This window comes from Shewanella sp. 10N.286.54.B9 (assembly GCF_041468565.1).
In the GTDB taxonomy this organism is placed as follows: Bacteria; Pseudomonadota; Gammaproteobacteria; order Enterobacterales; family Shewanellaceae; genus Shewanella.
Genome location: NZ_JBFRIY010000079.1, coordinates 51,982 through 67,368, shown reverse-complemented (window position 1 = coordinate 67,368; position 15,387 = coordinate 51,982). Strand labels below are relative to the sequence as shown.

Below are 15,387 nucleotides of genomic sequence, written 5' to 3'. Positions count from 1 at the left end.
TTGTAGACTATTTGTGGAGAATAACTAAACGGCATAGCCTCCGCCTTGTCAAAATAGCCAATAAACTGCGGCAAAAACAACCGTGAAAGATCAACAACCCCTAATTGTCTTTGATTAAAATATCGATGATTTCTCGAGTTTTGTTATTGACCTTAATTGGCACATCATCGATATCGATGACAACATTCCCATTGGAGTCGATAGGTGATGTTACTTTTCCACGTGAGAATAGATCGTCACTTAGCCTGTCGCCCCGCTGTAGCTTTTTTGCCAGCCAGGCGGTAGTGGTTCGCCTCTATTCACTTTCTTTTGCAGGCCATAGGGCAGTGTTTGCTGCTTGTTTTTGCCTTTATGTTTGTAGCTTTTATCATGTTTTTCAGATGCATACACAGAGCCGCTACTAATCACTATTGCAAGTAGTATTAATAGAATACTGCTGATTTTTAACTTCATAGTAGGCTCAACGCTGTTATTCATTACGGCTAAGTATAGTCAATGCAGCTTGCATTAGCATATTGCAAACAACTATGAAAAATCATGTGAATGTTGAGCAATAACCTGCATAGATAGGCTTGAACCGTGTTCCATTTTTTATAAAACCGAAACTTTTTAGCTTGGTGTAAATTGCAGAGATAGCACTTTACAGCCTGTTTTATAAGCACTTAACAGCGATATGTCGTTGTTAAGTTTGCGTTCAGCAAGCATCAATTAGAATAACCTCATTAAAAACTGGTATGCCTTATGCAGATATCAATTATCTACATAAATAGTCTTCTCTAATTAAAGAGCTGCATAAGGCCAGTTCTAAACGGAGGTATAGTATGAACAACTCAACAATACAGAGCTACGCAGCTGGACTATATAAAGAGTATGCTCAAGATCTTGTTATTGGCAATCATTTTGTTTCAGACAAGCGTTTACAAGAGTTTGTTGCCGAACTAGACCGTGATGGCTTATTGCTTGAAACATTTAAATGGGATGACTGGTACAACAATAGCTATATGGTTGACCGCCCTGAATATATAGCAGATGCCACATTATATGAGTGTCAGCTGTTGGTCACAGCGATGTCTCGCTTAGACAGGTTTAGTCCTGGGGTACTCAGTAATATGCGTCAGCAAGGTGTATTAAACGCCATTGTAGAGCGTTTTAGAGTGCTATCGTTTCAGCCCGCGATGTAAATTAGGTTGAAACTGTGAATTTAAAAAAGCCGCATAATGCGGCTTTTTTGCTTTTAGGGTTTAACTTAATGAAGAGGTTAATCCGCAAATGGCACTGGGCGAGGTGTATCTGCTGTCGATGGCGGCAGAATAGGTAACACTATTTGCGGCTGCTCACCGGTTAAGGAATTTAAAAATGACACCATCTGCTTAGTTTCCGTTTCAGTTAACGCCTGACCTAACTGGATATCAGCCATGGTATTTACAGCTTCTGCCAATTCCCAAACACTGCCATCGTGGAAGTACGGGTAGGTCAGTTCAATATTTCTTAGGGTCGGTACTTTGAACACAAACTTGTCGGCCTCTTTACCGGTAACCCCTTTTCGTCCTTCAGCTGGGTTATTGGTGTGGAAAGGCTTAACAAGTCCCATCTTCATATACATAGTGCCACCGACCGCTGGGCCGTTATGGCAACTCACACACCCTTTGTCTTTAAATAACTGATAGCCCGCTTTAGCATCGCTGCTGATAGCACTTTTGTCGCCAAGTAAAAACTTATCGAAGGGAGCATTTGGTGTGACAAGTGTTTTTTCGAATTCTGCGATGGCGTCGGTGATCTCTTCAATCGTAATACTATCGTTCTGGTAAACGCTCGCAAATCGCGCCTGATAAGCAGGCATTGAACGAATAGTATCTACTGCCAGTTCGTGGCTAAAGCCCATCTCTTTAGGGTTAGCGATAGGACCACCGGCTTGCTCTTTAAGATCTTTTGCTCGTCCATCCCAAAATTGTGCCAATCCATATTCTGCGTTTAGTACGGTAGGGGAGTTAATAGGCCCTTGTTGCCAGTTATGTCCGATTGACGTTGGCAAAGCATCGACGCCGCCAAGTGACAAGTTGTGGCAAGAGTTACAAGAGATAAAACCTGACTTCGATAGTCTAGGTTCGAAAAATAGCATTTTACCGAGCTCTACTTTTTCAGGGTTGGTGATTACTGCTGCGGGTATTATCTCGATAGGTTCGCTTGCAGCAAATGTAGTAGCAGAAAAAACAGTAGTCATGGCGATAGTAAGAATTGATAATTTGGTCATGGGCGCCCCTATAAACTTACTTTGTGTATGGTTATTTGTTGGGGTTATATTAAGTGATTATTTTTATTCAAGATAACTATATGAATCGATTGGGACTATCGCTGGATTGGATTAATTTAATGGGATCTTAGTCGCAGTAGAAATCAATTTAGCTTGCTAGGGTAAATAAGCCTCAGTTGTAGAGTGTCACGTTTGTGCTTAGAGTCTATTACGCATAAAACAGTGAGATAACACACTGGTTATTATCGTTTCAATCTGCGTAGTAAAATCTTCCTATCAAGCCAGCGAGCGGTATTGCTCATGTGGTTTTGACTTTTTTTGAGCCAGTACCGCGCCCAAGTGTATTCTAAGCTTAACACCGCTAACCCAATAGGTAGCAGCAACCAAGCTGGGCCTGGCAGTATGATTAGCGCCGCGCCTGTTAAGGTCAATACTCCACCAACGACTGTAATAAGTGTTTTCTTTAGCATTAGCTTCTCCTGTGATTCGTTGAGGGTGGCTAACATTCAGCACCTGCGACTAAGGCTTTGTATGTTAATTGCACTTACTGAGTATATGCCTGATCTCCAATGATAGGTAAAAGCAACTGTAACAATTCCTTTCTTTGATTTAGCTGTGCATAAGTTCTGAGTCTTGGAGTGTTACGCTACTCTATCGAGTGCCATTTAGGGGGTTGAAGCGCTATTCTTGGTGATATCGCTATGATTGACTAGAATCTTTGGTAGGCCAGTGAATGTTAATGCTGCGAGATAGAAGGCGAAGGAGGCTAAATACTCAGTATGTGTAATAATATTTTTACCTATATTCAAAGGATTGCTGATGTTGTCGGCAAACATCGATGGATTACGCTGTTTTTGTTGCTAAGCAGCGCATCATCTTTTAGTTATGGGGACACTCTGTATTTAACCTCTTTGCATTGGCCTCCTTATGCTGGCAGTCAGTTGAAAAATGAGGGGGCAAGTATTGCGATTACTCGTGCGGCATTAGAAGCGGTAGGCCATAAAGTTCAGGTTGATTTCTATCCTTGGAGCCGTGCTGTGAGAATGGCTTCGAGAGCTGATTCCAAATACTCTGGTTATCTACCTGAATATGCTTACCCAACAGAAAAATTCGTCTTTTCAAATTCAATGGGCAGTAGCCCTTTGGGGTTGGTTGAGCAAAAACGTCACCCTATTAGTTGGTCAAATCAGAGTGACCTTAATCAGTACACCATTGGCGTAGTCCAAGGGTACGTTAACACCGAGCAACTCGATAAAATGATAGCCCAAGGTGTACAGCCAGCTGAAACAGTCGCTTCAGATATCCATAATATTAAAAAAGTGGTTTCAGGGCGCATAGATGCTGCCGTTATCGATACCTATGTTCTGGGGTATTTACTCGCACAACCTGATATGAAGCCTGTTGCCAGCCGAGTACAGTTAAATAAACATATTTTGACCCACAAAGAGCTTTATATTGCCTTCAAAAACAATGAAGAAGGTAAGAAGTGGCGCGATCTTTTTAATCAAGGCTTGGCTAAAATAGATGTAGATAAAATACTAAAACAGAACATGCCGCAGTAGCTTTGTCATCTGCGTGACTTCAATCTGTCTTATAAGCCGCTTACTTTATTCCCTTAACCTCACTCATGCTGCATTTAATCATGGAAACATTGCCTACTGAGTTACACACATTAGTGGACTTGATTGATCGCTATCCGCAGTTACATGCTAGAACCTTGACTAAGCTGGAGTTCAAAAACCATAGCTATCCCGTTATTAGTGCTGAGTTGGGAGCAAAGGAGGCTGACGTACCCTGTGTATTATTTGTTGGAGGCGTGCATGGCGTCGAGGTCATTGGCATTCAGGTAATAATGGCATTGCTTGAAAGTATTCTATCTAGGCTTGAGTGGGACAGTCAGTTGCAGCTGCTGTTAAGCCAAATTAAGCTCGCTTTTGTTCCTATTGTTAATCCTGTCGGGTTACAAAACGGTACACGCTGCAATGGACAGCGGGTGGATTTAATGCGAAATGCTCCCATAGAGGCGGAAACAAAGGTTACCTTTCTCGTTGGTGGGCAAAAACTATCATCTCATCTGCCTTGGTATAGGGGACGACATGGGGTAGAGCAAGAAACGCAAGCTTTGATCCAGTATGTTGAACAACTTAAGGCCAATGCTTCTAGCCTTATTTCCTTAGATGCACATTCAGGTTTTGGTATGACCGATCACATCTGGTTTCCATTTGCAGGTTCTAACAAACCGATGCAAAACATAGGACGGATCCATTATTTAGAGCAGTTATATCAAGCAAGTTACCCGCATCATAGTCACTATAGTTTTTCACCTCAAAGCTTAATCTATCGTACTCACGGTGATATTTGGGATTACCTTACTATGCCAAAAACTGATAAGCCTTTTTTACCATTAACACTAGAGATGGGCTCCTGGATTTGGGTTAAGAAAAACCCCCGGCAAGTGTTCAATTTTGCCGGTTTTTTCAATCCACAAAAGCAGCACCGGCAGCTAAGGGCACTACGCAAGCATACTGTTTTAATGCATTTTTTAATGGATTTAGCGGCTAGTCGCGCATTGGAGAGTATGAGTCAAGAAATGCTAATAAAACAGAATCATGTCGCTTTTAAGCGTTGGTTTCAACGCTGATGGATATAGTGCTTAACAATGACAACCCTAAGTGGATACTGGTACGCGGTTTGATGCGTGACAAACGTCATTGGCAAGATTTTTCTGAGTCTCTATTTGCTGCAGTAATAGCGCTTAATATTGATGTTATCGCACTCGACTGTTTAGGTAACGGTGAGTTCAGTCATGAGAATAGCCCGTTAACCATTACGGCATATGCCCGTGCGTTATTGGAGCAATTGGAGGGCAATGATAACAATATAATAGGGCTTTCAATGGGGGGAATGATAGCCCTTGAAATGGCACGTTTAGCCCCCGAAAAAGTCAGCAAAATTGTTGTTATTAATGCCAGTGCCGCCAATCTGTCTCCTTGGCACGCGCGTTTTAGTATCGCTGCGGTATTAAGGGCATACCGGACAAGGGTCAAATGCGATCAGGTTCATTGGTTAGAAGCCACTGCACTTAAATTGTCCAGTGATTGCAATGGTGAGAATCTCTCAATCGCTAAACAATGGAGTGCATTGAGGCTAGAAAGTCGTGTTAGATTGTTGAATGTGTTTCGGCAGTTGTGGGCTTGTGCACGATTTAAATGTTGTGATTCTCTACAACAACCCATTTTTGTGTTTAGTGGCAACAAGGATAAGTTGGTCTCGCCAAGTTGCAGTATGGCAATAGCGAAGCATTACCGATGTCAGCTCATTGAGTTTGACGAAGCAGGACATGATATCAGCTTAGACGCTTCAACTACGCTCGCTAGGCAGTTGAAGCATCTGTTATTGTCAACGAACTAAGCTTTGGCTACAACGGTTTGACCGATGGGCGTAAGGCTCAAAATTGCCAGTTTTAGGTGCTGTAATGCAAACGGGATCCCTATGATGGTAATGGCACAAGCAAAGGCGTGCATGATGTGGCCAATGGCCAGCCAGATCCCAAACAGTAAGAACCAAACTATATTACCGACGGTGCCAAATGCGCCTGTGCCTAGATCTTCCATGCCGGTATGAGTGCGACGGTTTACAGAGTCTTGGCCAAATGGCCAAAATGTCATCTCTCCAATGACGAAACAGGCTCTACCGAAAGGGATGCCGATAATGCTGATGAAACAAAGTAAGCCGGCAAACCACCAAGCAAGACCCATTACGAAGCCACCTAAAATAAACCAAGCTATGTTAAACACTAAGCGCAATACTGCCATTTAAGATCCCTCAAAATAAAATTTAGTCATCAATCTCGATGACCCAACTTATAATAATGCCATTATCATGCCATATTTTAAGTTGTTGTTTTATCGTTGTTTATGGCTATTTTGAATGAGTAGGATTAATCAAAGCCACTAAAAAGTGGTATTTTGCACCGCTATAGCCTGAACTCGATACTGTTAAGGGTTACAATTACCCTTCCATGGTTTAATGAGAATGCCTGTGTTAATCAACACACCGATAGATAGTATTGAATATAACGGAAGTCGTATTTTTGTTAAGAGAGATGACCTGTTACATAAAGAGTTTTCTGGAAACAAAGCGCGGAAATTCGCCTACTTTTTGAACCATGAGTTCCCCTGTGTTTCACGACTAGTTGGTTATGGCTCACCTGTGGCGAACTCTCTCTACTCAATGTCTGCTCTGGCAAAACTCAACGGTTGGAAACTTGATTTCTATACCGACCATATCGCGGCACAAGTACTGAGTTCTGAAAAGGGCAATTATGTGGAAGCCGTAGCAAATGGTGCGAATGTTATTGATTTATCGCTAATTACGGACAGAGGAAACCGGACTTGTCGAGAATATATAGAGCAAGTGGTACTTCCTGCTGACAAGCAAGCACTGTTTGTCCCTGAAGGCGGGCGCTGCTTTTATGCTAGGGAAGGAGTACATCAACTGGCTAAAGAGATATGGGATTGGTATTCACTGAGTGAATTGACAGAGTTAACCGTCTTTCTGCCGTCAGGAACAGGTACAACGGCTGTTTTTTTGAGTGAATACTTCTCACTCAAAACTACTGAAATATCGGTTAAAACCTGTGCTTGTGTTGGTGATGAAAACTATCTTTCTCAGCAATTTTCAGAATTAATTGCAGATCCGTCGTTGCATCCGCAAATGGTGAAAACAGACAAAAAATATCATTTTGGAAAACTGTACAAAGAGTTTTATCAGATTTGGCAAAAAGTTGCCGAGCAAGGAATTGAGTTTGAACTCTTGTATGATCCAAAAGGGTGGATGTGCGTAGAAAAGCTGTTATCAGATAATGAAAACGCAAATATTCTTTATATACATCAAGGTGGTTTATTGGGGAATGCGACAATGCTACCGCGATATCAACGTAAGTATCCTGCAACTTAGTATCATTATGATTTACTGATTCGGGGGAGATTTATCATTGAGAGGGTGGGTATCCACTTGGTTAGGCGATTTACCTGAGCTGAGGTAAAGCCTGAACCAAATGAAGTTAACTAAATAGCTGAATATGTTTCAGTCCTATTCGTTTGCCTATGAAGACAAACTATCGATACGAGTGAGAGGAAATGTATCGAAAAGTCGGTACTACAGATTAAAACTTACTTACTTGAAGACAATAACCACTTCATAAATTTAAGCGCTTCAGTACGCTTTGAAAAAGTCTGTCTATTTTTACCTTGACTGTCAGTAAAGGCGATTGATGATTTGTTGACAGAAATTGAGTCTACTGGAAAGTTAACGGTAATTTCATGTCCATTTACTAGGTATGACATATGGTCACACTCCTTTTTATTAATGCTACCAATATTGGTAGTGTTTTATAACGATAGAATATCCTTAGCATTTTCGCGAAAGATGAATTTAAGTTCCATTCGAGATTACTCATCTTTTTATGCTTATACAAGTGGCTTGGTACCCAGTATTGTTAACGAATATGTCGCTAAGATCACAAATACTGAACTATTCTCAAGCTGCAACGAAGTAAAACATAAAGATATGACAGTAAAATGACTGCCGATTAAGATGATCGAACCTGTTGTGATAACGCTTATGTGGGGATCAAACGACGAATCGTGGACTTTACAGAAGGCGGTGAAAGTATATCAAAAAAGGGTATATCTCTAAAACTGAGCGGATTATATCCAGTTAGTACAACTTGTCAACACATTAAATGAAAATTGCAGAGTAAATATAGTTAATTATTAAGGGTTAACAATATGTTAAACCATGCTAAGTTTAATGTAGCTTGTAAGTTGTTGGCTTTTAAAGGGGTCTATTAATGACAAGGATTATTTTTTATTTGGGACTGATATTGCTAGCGAGCAATATTTCTGTTGCATCTGCGGTTACAACAGGGCTTGCTAACGCTGCTAAACCGAATGTTGAGTCAGCAGATAAGTCAAATACAGTCAGTGTCAAAACCAGTAGTTATGACTATAAAGATAGTTTGTTTAGAGACACTCCGCGAGGAACAATTGAGGGGTTCTTTGAGGCGACATTTGAGCAGGATTTTGATAAAGCAGCGAAGTATCTAGATCTACGTTATTTGCCCGATGGGATGTCAAAGGAACTTGGGCCTGAATACGCAAAGCAATTAGTGGCGATCATTGAACGGAATATTTGGGTTAACCTTGAAGAGATCAGTGATTTACCCAGTGGTGCAAGTGACGACCAATTGCCAAATTATCGGGACGCATTTGGCCGTGTAGAGGTTAAAGGCAATCAGATCACACTTTTATTGCAAAAAGTCCCCGATAAGCAACTTGGCAAAATCTGGAAAATCTCTAATGCAACAGTCGCTAAAGTACCAATGTTATATAGCGAACTTGGTTATGGCCCCATCGTTGAGTGGTACGTACAAAATATTCCACAAGGGCACCTGTTTAAACTGAATTTGTGGGAATGGGCGCTGCTTATCAGCTATCTTGTTCTAGCATTATTGGTCGTTATTCCTCTGACTTGGCTTGCCAAAAAGCTCATTCTTCGCAGCCAATATCAATACAAAGCTGATTTAGCCCATTTGGTTGTAGGGCCTTCTCGCTTGTTATTAGCGCTATTACTAGACCGTGCTTGGATGGCTAACACCACGCTTTCGGCAAATGTTATGGCGGTTGTTAACACTGGGTTTCTTTTGGTTATTGCAATTATCTGGTTTATTTGGAGTTTGACCGACGTATTGCAAAACAGTTTACGCTTACGTTGGATTAATCAAGGCAAGAGCCAAACCGCATCGCTGTTACGGCCGCTAGCTAATTTTATAAGGGTGATTCTCGTCGCTCTGACTATCTTGATCTGGCTTGAACATCTGGGCTTTGATGCATCAACGATACTTGCCGGGTTAGGCATTGGTGGCGTAGCGATTGCCTTAGCGTCTAAACAGTCGATTGAAAACTTTATTGGTACCATAACTTTATACTCTTCAGCGCCAATAAGAGTAGGCGATGTGGGGCGGTTCAGTACCATTACCGGCACGGTTGAAGAGATAGGCCTGCGCTGTACACGTATTCGAACCATTGATAGAACCGTGATAAATGTGCCTAATGCGCGTTTATCTGAGATGGATATCGAGAATATATCTGAACGAGAGAAAATCCGTTTTAAAACCGATATTAGGTTGGATTATAAAACTAATACCGAGCAGTTACATGGGATTATAGACGATATAAAGAGCTTACTTGTAAAGCATGCCAAAGTGGATGAAACACCATTGAGGGTGACTTTTAAGGGGTTTGGTTTACATGGGCTGCAACTAAATGTTTTTGCCTATATTGGTACAACGGATTTTGCAGAGTTCCAATTGGTGTCAGAAGAACTTCATTTTGGAATTATGAATACAGTGGTTAAGCATGGTTCACGTATTGTACCTGTGGTTCCTATTGCACCAGAATAAAGCAAATGAGTAATAAAAAGGCCGCAATTAGCGGCCTTTTTTTATTTTAAGCTGACTAATAAATTAGCTCGCCAATTGGATTCAAAAGCTTGCTAATTCCTTTGGTGAAATGCAATGGTGCATCAACCACTGTATAGCAAAGACAACCCTCTTTAGTTTTTGGTGAATGCTGGTGCTCGCCATCAAGTACAATAAAATCACCAGGGCCGTAGCGGTTAAATTCATCTTCAAAATGGCCTTCAAGCAGTAGCGTTATCTCTGTACCTTGATGAGTATGTTCAGGTATTTCCCCGCCAGCATCAATATGAAGTAAGCTTGCTCTAGAGGGGCCTTTTTCTGTATCGAGTCGCATTCGACTAATCTTTCCTATGCCACTCCATGTTTGATCTGCTTGCTGTCTAAAGGCTGTAGGTAAACTGAATTCATGACCTTTAACTGAAACAATAGCGTGTTGCGGAAGTCGCTGCTTAGCGGTTGATGTCGGGGTAAGCTGCATTATAGAAGCCAGCATATCGTCTAAATCAATACTGGTTTCAAAATCTTCTGCTGAACTATCGGTTTTAGCCAAAGCAGTATCTGCTTGATACTGAGTCATCTCAGCAAGCACTTTTTGGCACTGAGGGCATATTTCGCAGTGTGCAGATACAGCCGTTGCCATAGCAAGGTTGAGGTTACCCTTAGCATGTTCTAATAACATGTCGTTATTTGGATGGTAATTAATCATGATGTTTCTCCAAAATACTTCTAAGTTTGACCAAGCCTAATCTTAACCTTGATTTTACTGTACCTAATGGCACATTTAATTTACTCGCAAGCTCCTGTTGACTTAACTCTTGTAGGTAAATGCCTCTTACTACCTGCTGTTGTAAGGGAGGAAGCTCCTCAACATGTTGCATGAGTTTGTTGGTGAGTATGTGATCTTCTGGTTCGTTTTCTTCTACAGTTTCAAAGATAGGCCAGATGTCATCACTAACCGTGTCCTCTTTGTTATGTTGGACTTTTCGCAACATATCAAAACAGCGGTTACGCATTATGGTAAACACCCAGGTTGTCACGGCTCCTTTATCGGCATCAAAAAGATGTGCTTTGGTCCAAACTGCCGTCATGGTCTCTTGCACAAGATCCATGGCTAACCCTTGGGTAGACAATCTTTGATTGCCAAATGCTAATATTTTGGGTGCAAAAAAACTAAATAATTCGCCGTAGTCTCGTTTACAACGTGTATGCGCCACGTTAACGAGCTTCTCTTTAAGTTGCTGCGCCTGCAGCTCTGAGTTTGATTCTTCCATATAAGGCTTTTTGAAAGGAACATACCCTTTAGCATAACGACTTTGGAAACTTTGTGATTGAATATTTTGCATTTTTTTCACTCTGCCTATCAATATCGCCAAAATATTGTTTTATTGACTAGTGGATACCAGTACGCAGGTTGGTTTGAAATGGATCACAACTATTCGTTCTATCTGAATATGCCTCTTTCAAAGGCATTGTGCCTGTTGAATTCTAGACGTACTAACCTAGAGATGGTTGCTCTCTTTTACGAGAGTACGATTGCGAATTGGCCTAGTATAAAGTCCTCTATGATGGGCTACTTTAAATATAAGAGCATAGACTTTGCTCTGTGATATTGATTTTACCAAAGGGAATGTACATTCTTGGCAATCAATACCTTACTTACATTGATGTAGGTGTTAAGTTTCAGCTTGGAGCAATGAACCTACTATTAAATCCCATTAAACTTCAAAGCCCTGAACACAGTATCTTCAGCCAGCACAGGAACCATGTTAAATTCACGGCACGGGGTTATGTTATTGAGATCAATGTTTTTGGCGAAACATTGTAATGTTGAATAAAATCCGTGCATTAAAGTCATTTTTGACCTAGTTATCTCATACTGTATATCGTTATAATCACTGCTCTAATCGTATTTTAGGTGGAAACAGCATGGCGCAAATGCTTGCAAGTGTAGATCAACGTACAAAACTGGTTGGTGAGAATCGACTAGAATTGCTGTTGTTCAGAATTAGTGTGACGCAGCTTTTTGCCATTAATGTTTTCAAAGTTAAGGAAGTGGTTAGAGTGCCGCCCTTAACCGCAATGCCCGGTAGTCATCCGAGTATTATTGGGGTTGCGAATCTTCGCGGATTAGCCATACCGGTGATTGATCTTCGTAAAGCCATCGGCTTTCGCCCCTCGGCAGTGTATGAGCAAAGTAACCTCATTATTACGGAATACAATCGTTCAGTTCAGGGTTTTTTGGTTGATAAAGTCGAGCACATAGTTAATTTAACCTGGAGTGATATTTTACCGCCACCTAAAACAGTTGGTCGTAATAATTATTTAACTGCGATAACCCGTATCGAGTATCAAGATAAACAAGAGCTCGTTTCCATTATCGACGTAGAAAAGGTGCTGGCAGAAATTATTCAATACGACATTAAGCTATCCGATGGAGTATTAGATGAACAATTGTTGCCATTAATGCAAGGTAGAAAGGTGCTTATCGCAGATGACTCTGCCACTGCTAGGCGTCAAGTAAGAGAAACCCTTGAACAACTTGGACTGGAAGTCATAGAGGTGTCCGATGGGTTAATGGCACTCAATCAGTTACAACAATGGTGCGACAGCGGTATAAATGTTTCGGAACATATTATTATGCTGATCACAGATGCTGAAATGCCAGAAATGGATGGTTATAAGCTGACTCATGAGATCCGTAAAGACAAGCGCATGAGTGATCTTTACATCACTTTAAACACTTCCCTAAGTGGTAGTTTTAACAATGCGATGGTTGAAAAGGTAGGTTGTGACCGGTTTATTTCGAAGTTTCAGCCGGATCTACTGGTTGAAGTTGTGCAAGATAAATTGCGCCAGTCAGAGGCTCTGCTGGCGCAGTCATTGAACTGCTAATCCTGATGTTCTAGTTTTAAATCATTGATAACCTGCCGCTTAAGCTCGGAAGTGGCAGCGATATTAATTTGTGCAACACGAATAGCAAACCCAAAGCGTTGTTTACCAACAATACTAATAATATCTTCTAAAAAGCGTTTATCGAGCACAAATTGCTTAGCGTAGAATTTGATAGCTTGGGTGACAGAGCTATAGTTAACACCGTCAAAACTAAAGTCTGTATTGTAACCAAAGTCGTCAATAGTGACCCCATTAAGGCTTAACGGCCAAGCAGGGTAGTTGACTCTATCTCTGGCAATCTCATACATCATCCAAGCACTTTTCTTAAATCCACCAAAAACTTTATCCTCAAATTCTGATTCTTCAAGTTCTTGCTGAGTCCAATTAACCCCAATGGCGAGATGTTTTTCGTAAATACGCATCAGCTCATCTTTAACTGCCATTTTACAGTCCCAGATAGACGTTAACTTGTGCTGTTTTGCAATTTTGAAACACTCTTTACAGGCTGGAACCATCAATGATGGATGAGGAGTGTAATGCTCTTTAGTGTAACTTAGCTGCATGGAGCTTGGCTCACCACAAAACCAGCATTGATGCCTGCAATCAAAGGGGATATCGATTAACGGGGCTTGTTCAAACAATTTGTTCACCTACTCAATACGACATTTTAAAAAAAAGCGCTCAATCTTGACGATTAGCGCTTACTGTTGAGCTACTCTGGATGTTGTTGTGAAGTCTACTCTTCTTCAACGTTTACCAGTGACGTTGCCAGTACAATAGGGTCTACTTCAAGACACTCTTGCTCTGCTACCCAGTCAAGACCAACCAGTACACCATCATCATTTAAATCACCAACCCAGTACTCTAAAAACTCTTCTAGAGTAATTGCGACGGCGCTGTAAGCCTGCCATTCGTCGGTACAATGGCTTTTTGCTTGTGCTTCTTCAGACCATAAAGGCATCACATCTGTGGCTTCGAACTCAGATGAGTCACAAACAACCCAACCTTCACCTGTTTCATCTTGCAGGCCCCAAACGACTTGGTGCTGCTTTACATTGTTGATAAAGCTTTCTAAAGCTGGAGTCATTTCAGTCATGATTAATCTCTTTTGGTAAATGAAAGATATCGATTATCTCTATTGGCAGTAGTCTGCAACTGTGCTTAACATTTGGCAAGTCATTTAACTGCTTTCGATTGTTTAACCGTGTATTTGATGACTAAGCAGTATGTGCTTAGCAGGTAAATTGAGCAGTCAAACGAAACTCGCTAATTTACTGCTATAACAGTCTCAATTTAGTCTATATTAGTCGACAGTGATGGCATTTTATCCGCTAATCGGTCCAAGGTTTTCTTGCATCGGTTTAATGAATTATAAATCATCTATAAAGTCGTTTTTTTAAGGTAAGATTAATCTTTTAACTTCACAGTAATATGTGTACTCATTACGTTAGCGTCATTCATTTTTTGGGAGTCTTCTATTGTTTAAATTAATCCCCCTGGCAGCAACGCTTATTTTTAGCAGCTCTTCCGTATTAGCTTCAGTCGCTTCCCCTGACTGGGCAACCTGCGTAGCAAACCTTCAACAAACAGCAAAAACACAGGGGTTATCACAAAGCACTATTGATAACACCTTGGCAAATGTAAAATTTGTGCCGAGGGTTATAGAGCTTGATAACCAACAACCAGAATTTAGTTCATCCTTTGAAAATTATTTTACCAAACGAGTGACCGATTGGCGTGTACAGCAAGGACGAAAGCTATATAAAGAGCATAAGGAGCTACTGCAACGTTTAGCCAAAGAGTACGGTGTTCCACCACAATATTTGTTGGCTTTTTGGGGACTAGAAACAAACTTTGGTTCTTACAAAGGAAAAATGTCAGTACTTAACTCGTTAGCTACTTTGGCATGTGATCCGCGTCGGAGCAAATATTTCACTACCGAATTGATGCAAGCCTTAAAGTTAAAAGAACAGTATGGTTTCGATGAAAAGCAGATGGTGGGTTCATGGGCGGGTGCTATGGGCCATACTCAGTTTATGCCGACGGCTTACGCTAAATATGCTGTAGATGGTGATGGTGATGGCAAAGCGGATCTATGGAATAGTACTGAAGATGCACTTTCATCAGCGGCGCATTTCTTACACAATTTAGGTTGGAAACGGGACGAGCGTTGGGGAAGAGAAGTTAGTCTGCCAAACGGTTTTTCATATGCTTATTTAGGCCGAGCGCAAGCTCAACCCTTAACTAAATGGGCGGAGCTGGGTTTAACACAAACCAATGGCAGTCCTTTAAGTACACCAGACATGCAAGCTTCTCTCTATTTGCCTTCAGGCCATACAGGACCCGCTTTTCTTGGATATGACAATTTCGATGTCATTATGAAGTGGAATCGCTCTACGTTTTATGCAATAGCAGTAGGGCATCTTGCAGATAGAATTAATGGTGCAGCAGGCCTTAATGTTAAGCCACCTAAAATGCCAAACTTGAGCCGTGCAAAGGTAAAGGCACTGCAAAGTCAGCTTAATGTGCTGGGTTTCGATGTTGGCAAACCTGATGGTATTTTGGGGTCAAAATCATTAAAAGGACTGCAAGCATTCCAAAAAGACAATGGTTTGGTGGCGGATGGCTATCCAAGCGAAGCGACCTTTAAAGCACTCGGTGTTGAATAAACACTTTCAATAAAGGATTTACGATTCAAAAAAAGATGCAATCAAAACGATTGCATCTTTTTTGTCGATATATTAGATTGAATTTCTTCAAT

General features: G+C 41.1%; 17 protein-coding genes. 8 read left to right on the top strand and 9 right to left on the bottom strand.

What is annotated here, in order from left to right; translation table 11 throughout:
- Positions 1 to 240: 240 nt before the first annotated feature.
- On the bottom strand, positions 241 to 453 hold the full coding sequence (locus tag AB4135_RS21290) for a hypothetical protein (protein WP_371995428.1): 213 nt from the start codon (positions 451 to 453) through the stop codon (positions 241 to 243).
- Between the two features lie 368 nt (positions 454 to 821).
- On the opposite strand from AB4135_RS21290, the gene AB4135_RS21285 reads away from it, so the two are divergent.
- Positions 822 to 1,181: a DUF6508 domain-containing protein gene (locus tag AB4135_RS21285; RefSeq protein WP_371995427.1), complete on the top strand. Its 360-nt coding sequence runs from the start codon at positions 822 to 824 to the stop codon at positions 1,179 to 1,181.
- Between the two features lie 77 nt (positions 1,182 to 1,258).
- Here AB4135_RS21285 and AB4135_RS21280 read toward each other — a convergent pair whose 3' ends face one another.
- On the bottom strand, positions 1,259 to 2,221 hold the full coding sequence (locus AB4135_RS21280) for a cytochrome-c peroxidase (RefSeq protein ID WP_371995429.1): 963 nt from the start codon (positions 2,219 to 2,221) through the stop codon (positions 1,259 to 1,261).
- Between the two features lie 272 nt (positions 2,222 to 2,493).
- Entirely contained in the window at positions 2,494 to 2,721 is a 228-nt protein-coding gene (locus tag AB4135_RS21275) for a PGPGW domain-containing protein (RefSeq protein WP_371995426.1), read from the bottom strand.
- A gap of 309 nt (positions 2,722 to 3,030) precedes the next feature.
- Here AB4135_RS21275 and AB4135_RS21270 point away from each other — a divergent pair, with 309 nt between their 5' ends.
- The 3 genes from AB4135_RS21270 to AB4135_RS21260 all read left to right on the top strand — a co-directional run bounded on the left by AB4135_RS21270 (position 3,031) and on the right by AB4135_RS21260 (position 5,662).
- Positions 3,031 to 3,813, top strand: a complete 783-nt coding sequence (locus AB4135_RS21270; RefSeq protein ID WP_371995425.1) for a substrate-binding periplasmic protein — start codon at positions 3,031 to 3,033, stop codon at positions 3,811 to 3,813.
- An 80-nt stretch (positions 3,814 to 3,893) separates the two neighbouring features.
- Positions 3,894 to 4,892, top strand: a complete 999-nt coding sequence (locus AB4135_RS21265) for a M14 family zinc carboxypeptidase (protein ID WP_371995424.1) — start codon at positions 3,894 to 3,896, stop codon at positions 4,890 to 4,892.
- Positions 4,892 to 5,662 carry an alpha/beta fold hydrolase gene (locus AB4135_RS21260; protein ID WP_371995423.1) on the top strand — a complete coding sequence of 257 codons (771 nt, stop codon included), beginning with the start codon at positions 4,892 to 4,894 and terminating at the stop codon, positions 5,660 to 5,662. Before AB4135_RS21265 ends, AB4135_RS21260 begins: the two co-directional genes overlap by 1 nt.
- On the opposite strand, the gene AB4135_RS21255 is transcribed toward AB4135_RS21260, so the two are convergent.
- On the bottom strand, positions 5,659 to 6,066 hold the full coding sequence (locus AB4135_RS21255) for a YccF domain-containing protein (protein WP_371995422.1): 408 nt from the start codon (positions 6,064 to 6,066) through the stop codon (positions 5,659 to 5,661). The two genes, AB4135_RS21260 and AB4135_RS21255, sit on opposite strands and share 4 nt — an antisense overlap.
- A gap of 220 nt (positions 6,067 to 6,286) precedes the next feature.
- Here AB4135_RS21255 and AB4135_RS21250 point away from each other — a divergent pair, with 220 nt between their 5' ends.
- On the top strand, positions 6,287 to 7,210 hold the full coding sequence (locus AB4135_RS21250) for a 1-aminocyclopropane-1-carboxylate deaminase/D-cysteine desulfhydrase (protein WP_371995421.1): 924 nt from the start codon (positions 6,287 to 6,289) through the stop codon (positions 7,208 to 7,210).
- Between the two features lie 215 nt (positions 7,211 to 7,425).
- On the opposite strand, the gene AB4135_RS21245 is transcribed toward AB4135_RS21250, so the two are convergent.
- Positions 7,426 to 7,599, bottom strand: coding sequence for a hypothetical protein (locus AB4135_RS21245; protein WP_220737454.1), 174 nt, complete (start codon positions 7,597 to 7,599; stop codon positions 7,426 to 7,428).
- A 506-nt stretch (positions 7,600 to 8,105) separates the two neighbouring features.
- Between AB4135_RS21245 and AB4135_RS21240 the strand changes: the two genes are divergently transcribed.
- The gene (locus tag AB4135_RS21240; protein ID WP_371995420.1) at positions 8,106 to 9,716 is read left to right on the top strand and encodes a mechanosensitive ion channel family protein; all 1,611 of its coding nucleotides are present in this window, start codon (positions 8,106 to 8,108) and stop codon (positions 9,714 to 9,716) included.
- A 55-nt stretch (positions 9,717 to 9,771) separates the two neighbouring features.
- On the opposite strand, the gene AB4135_RS21235 is transcribed toward AB4135_RS21240, so the two are convergent.
- Both AB4135_RS21235 and AB4135_RS21230 read right to left on the bottom strand, forming a co-directional pair.
- A complete protein-coding gene (locus AB4135_RS21235; protein ID WP_371995419.1) occupies positions 9,772 to 10,440 on the bottom strand; it encodes a ChrR family anti-sigma-E factor in 669 nt (222 codons plus the stop codon).
- Positions 10,433 to 11,077: a sigma-70 family RNA polymerase sigma factor gene (locus AB4135_RS21230; RefSeq protein ID WP_371995418.1), complete on the bottom strand. Its 645-nt coding sequence runs from the start codon at positions 11,075 to 11,077 to the stop codon at positions 10,433 to 10,435. The genes AB4135_RS21235 and AB4135_RS21230 overlap by 8 nt, the downstream gene beginning before the upstream one ends.
- A gap of 583 nt (positions 11,078 to 11,660) precedes the next feature.
- Between AB4135_RS21230 and AB4135_RS21225 the strand changes: the two genes are divergently transcribed.
- Positions 11,661 to 12,626: a chemotaxis protein CheV gene (locus AB4135_RS21225; protein WP_371995417.1), complete on the top strand. Its 966-nt coding sequence runs from the start codon at positions 11,661 to 11,663 to the stop codon at positions 12,624 to 12,626.
- Here the strand turns inward: AB4135_RS21225 and AB4135_RS21220 are convergent.
- Positions 12,623 to 13,267 carry a hypothetical protein gene (locus AB4135_RS21220; RefSeq protein WP_371995416.1) on the bottom strand — a complete coding sequence of 215 codons (645 nt, stop codon included), beginning with the start codon at positions 13,265 to 13,267 and terminating at the stop codon, positions 12,623 to 12,625. The genes AB4135_RS21225 and AB4135_RS21220 overlap by 4 nt on opposite strands.
- Positions 13,268 to 13,362: 95 nt before the next feature.
- Positions 13,363 to 13,722, bottom strand: coding sequence for a DUF2750 domain-containing protein (locus AB4135_RS21215; RefSeq protein WP_020912933.1), 360 nt, complete (start codon positions 13,720 to 13,722; stop codon positions 13,363 to 13,365).
- A 382-nt stretch (positions 13,723 to 14,104) separates the two neighbouring features.
- On the opposite strand from AB4135_RS21215, the gene AB4135_RS21210 reads away from it, so the two are divergent.
- Positions 14,105 to 15,295, top strand: a complete 1,191-nt coding sequence (locus tag AB4135_RS21210; protein WP_371995415.1) for a lytic murein transglycosylase — start codon at positions 14,105 to 14,107, stop codon at positions 15,293 to 15,295.
- The last annotated feature ends 92 nt before the right edge of the window (positions 15,296 to 15,387 follow it).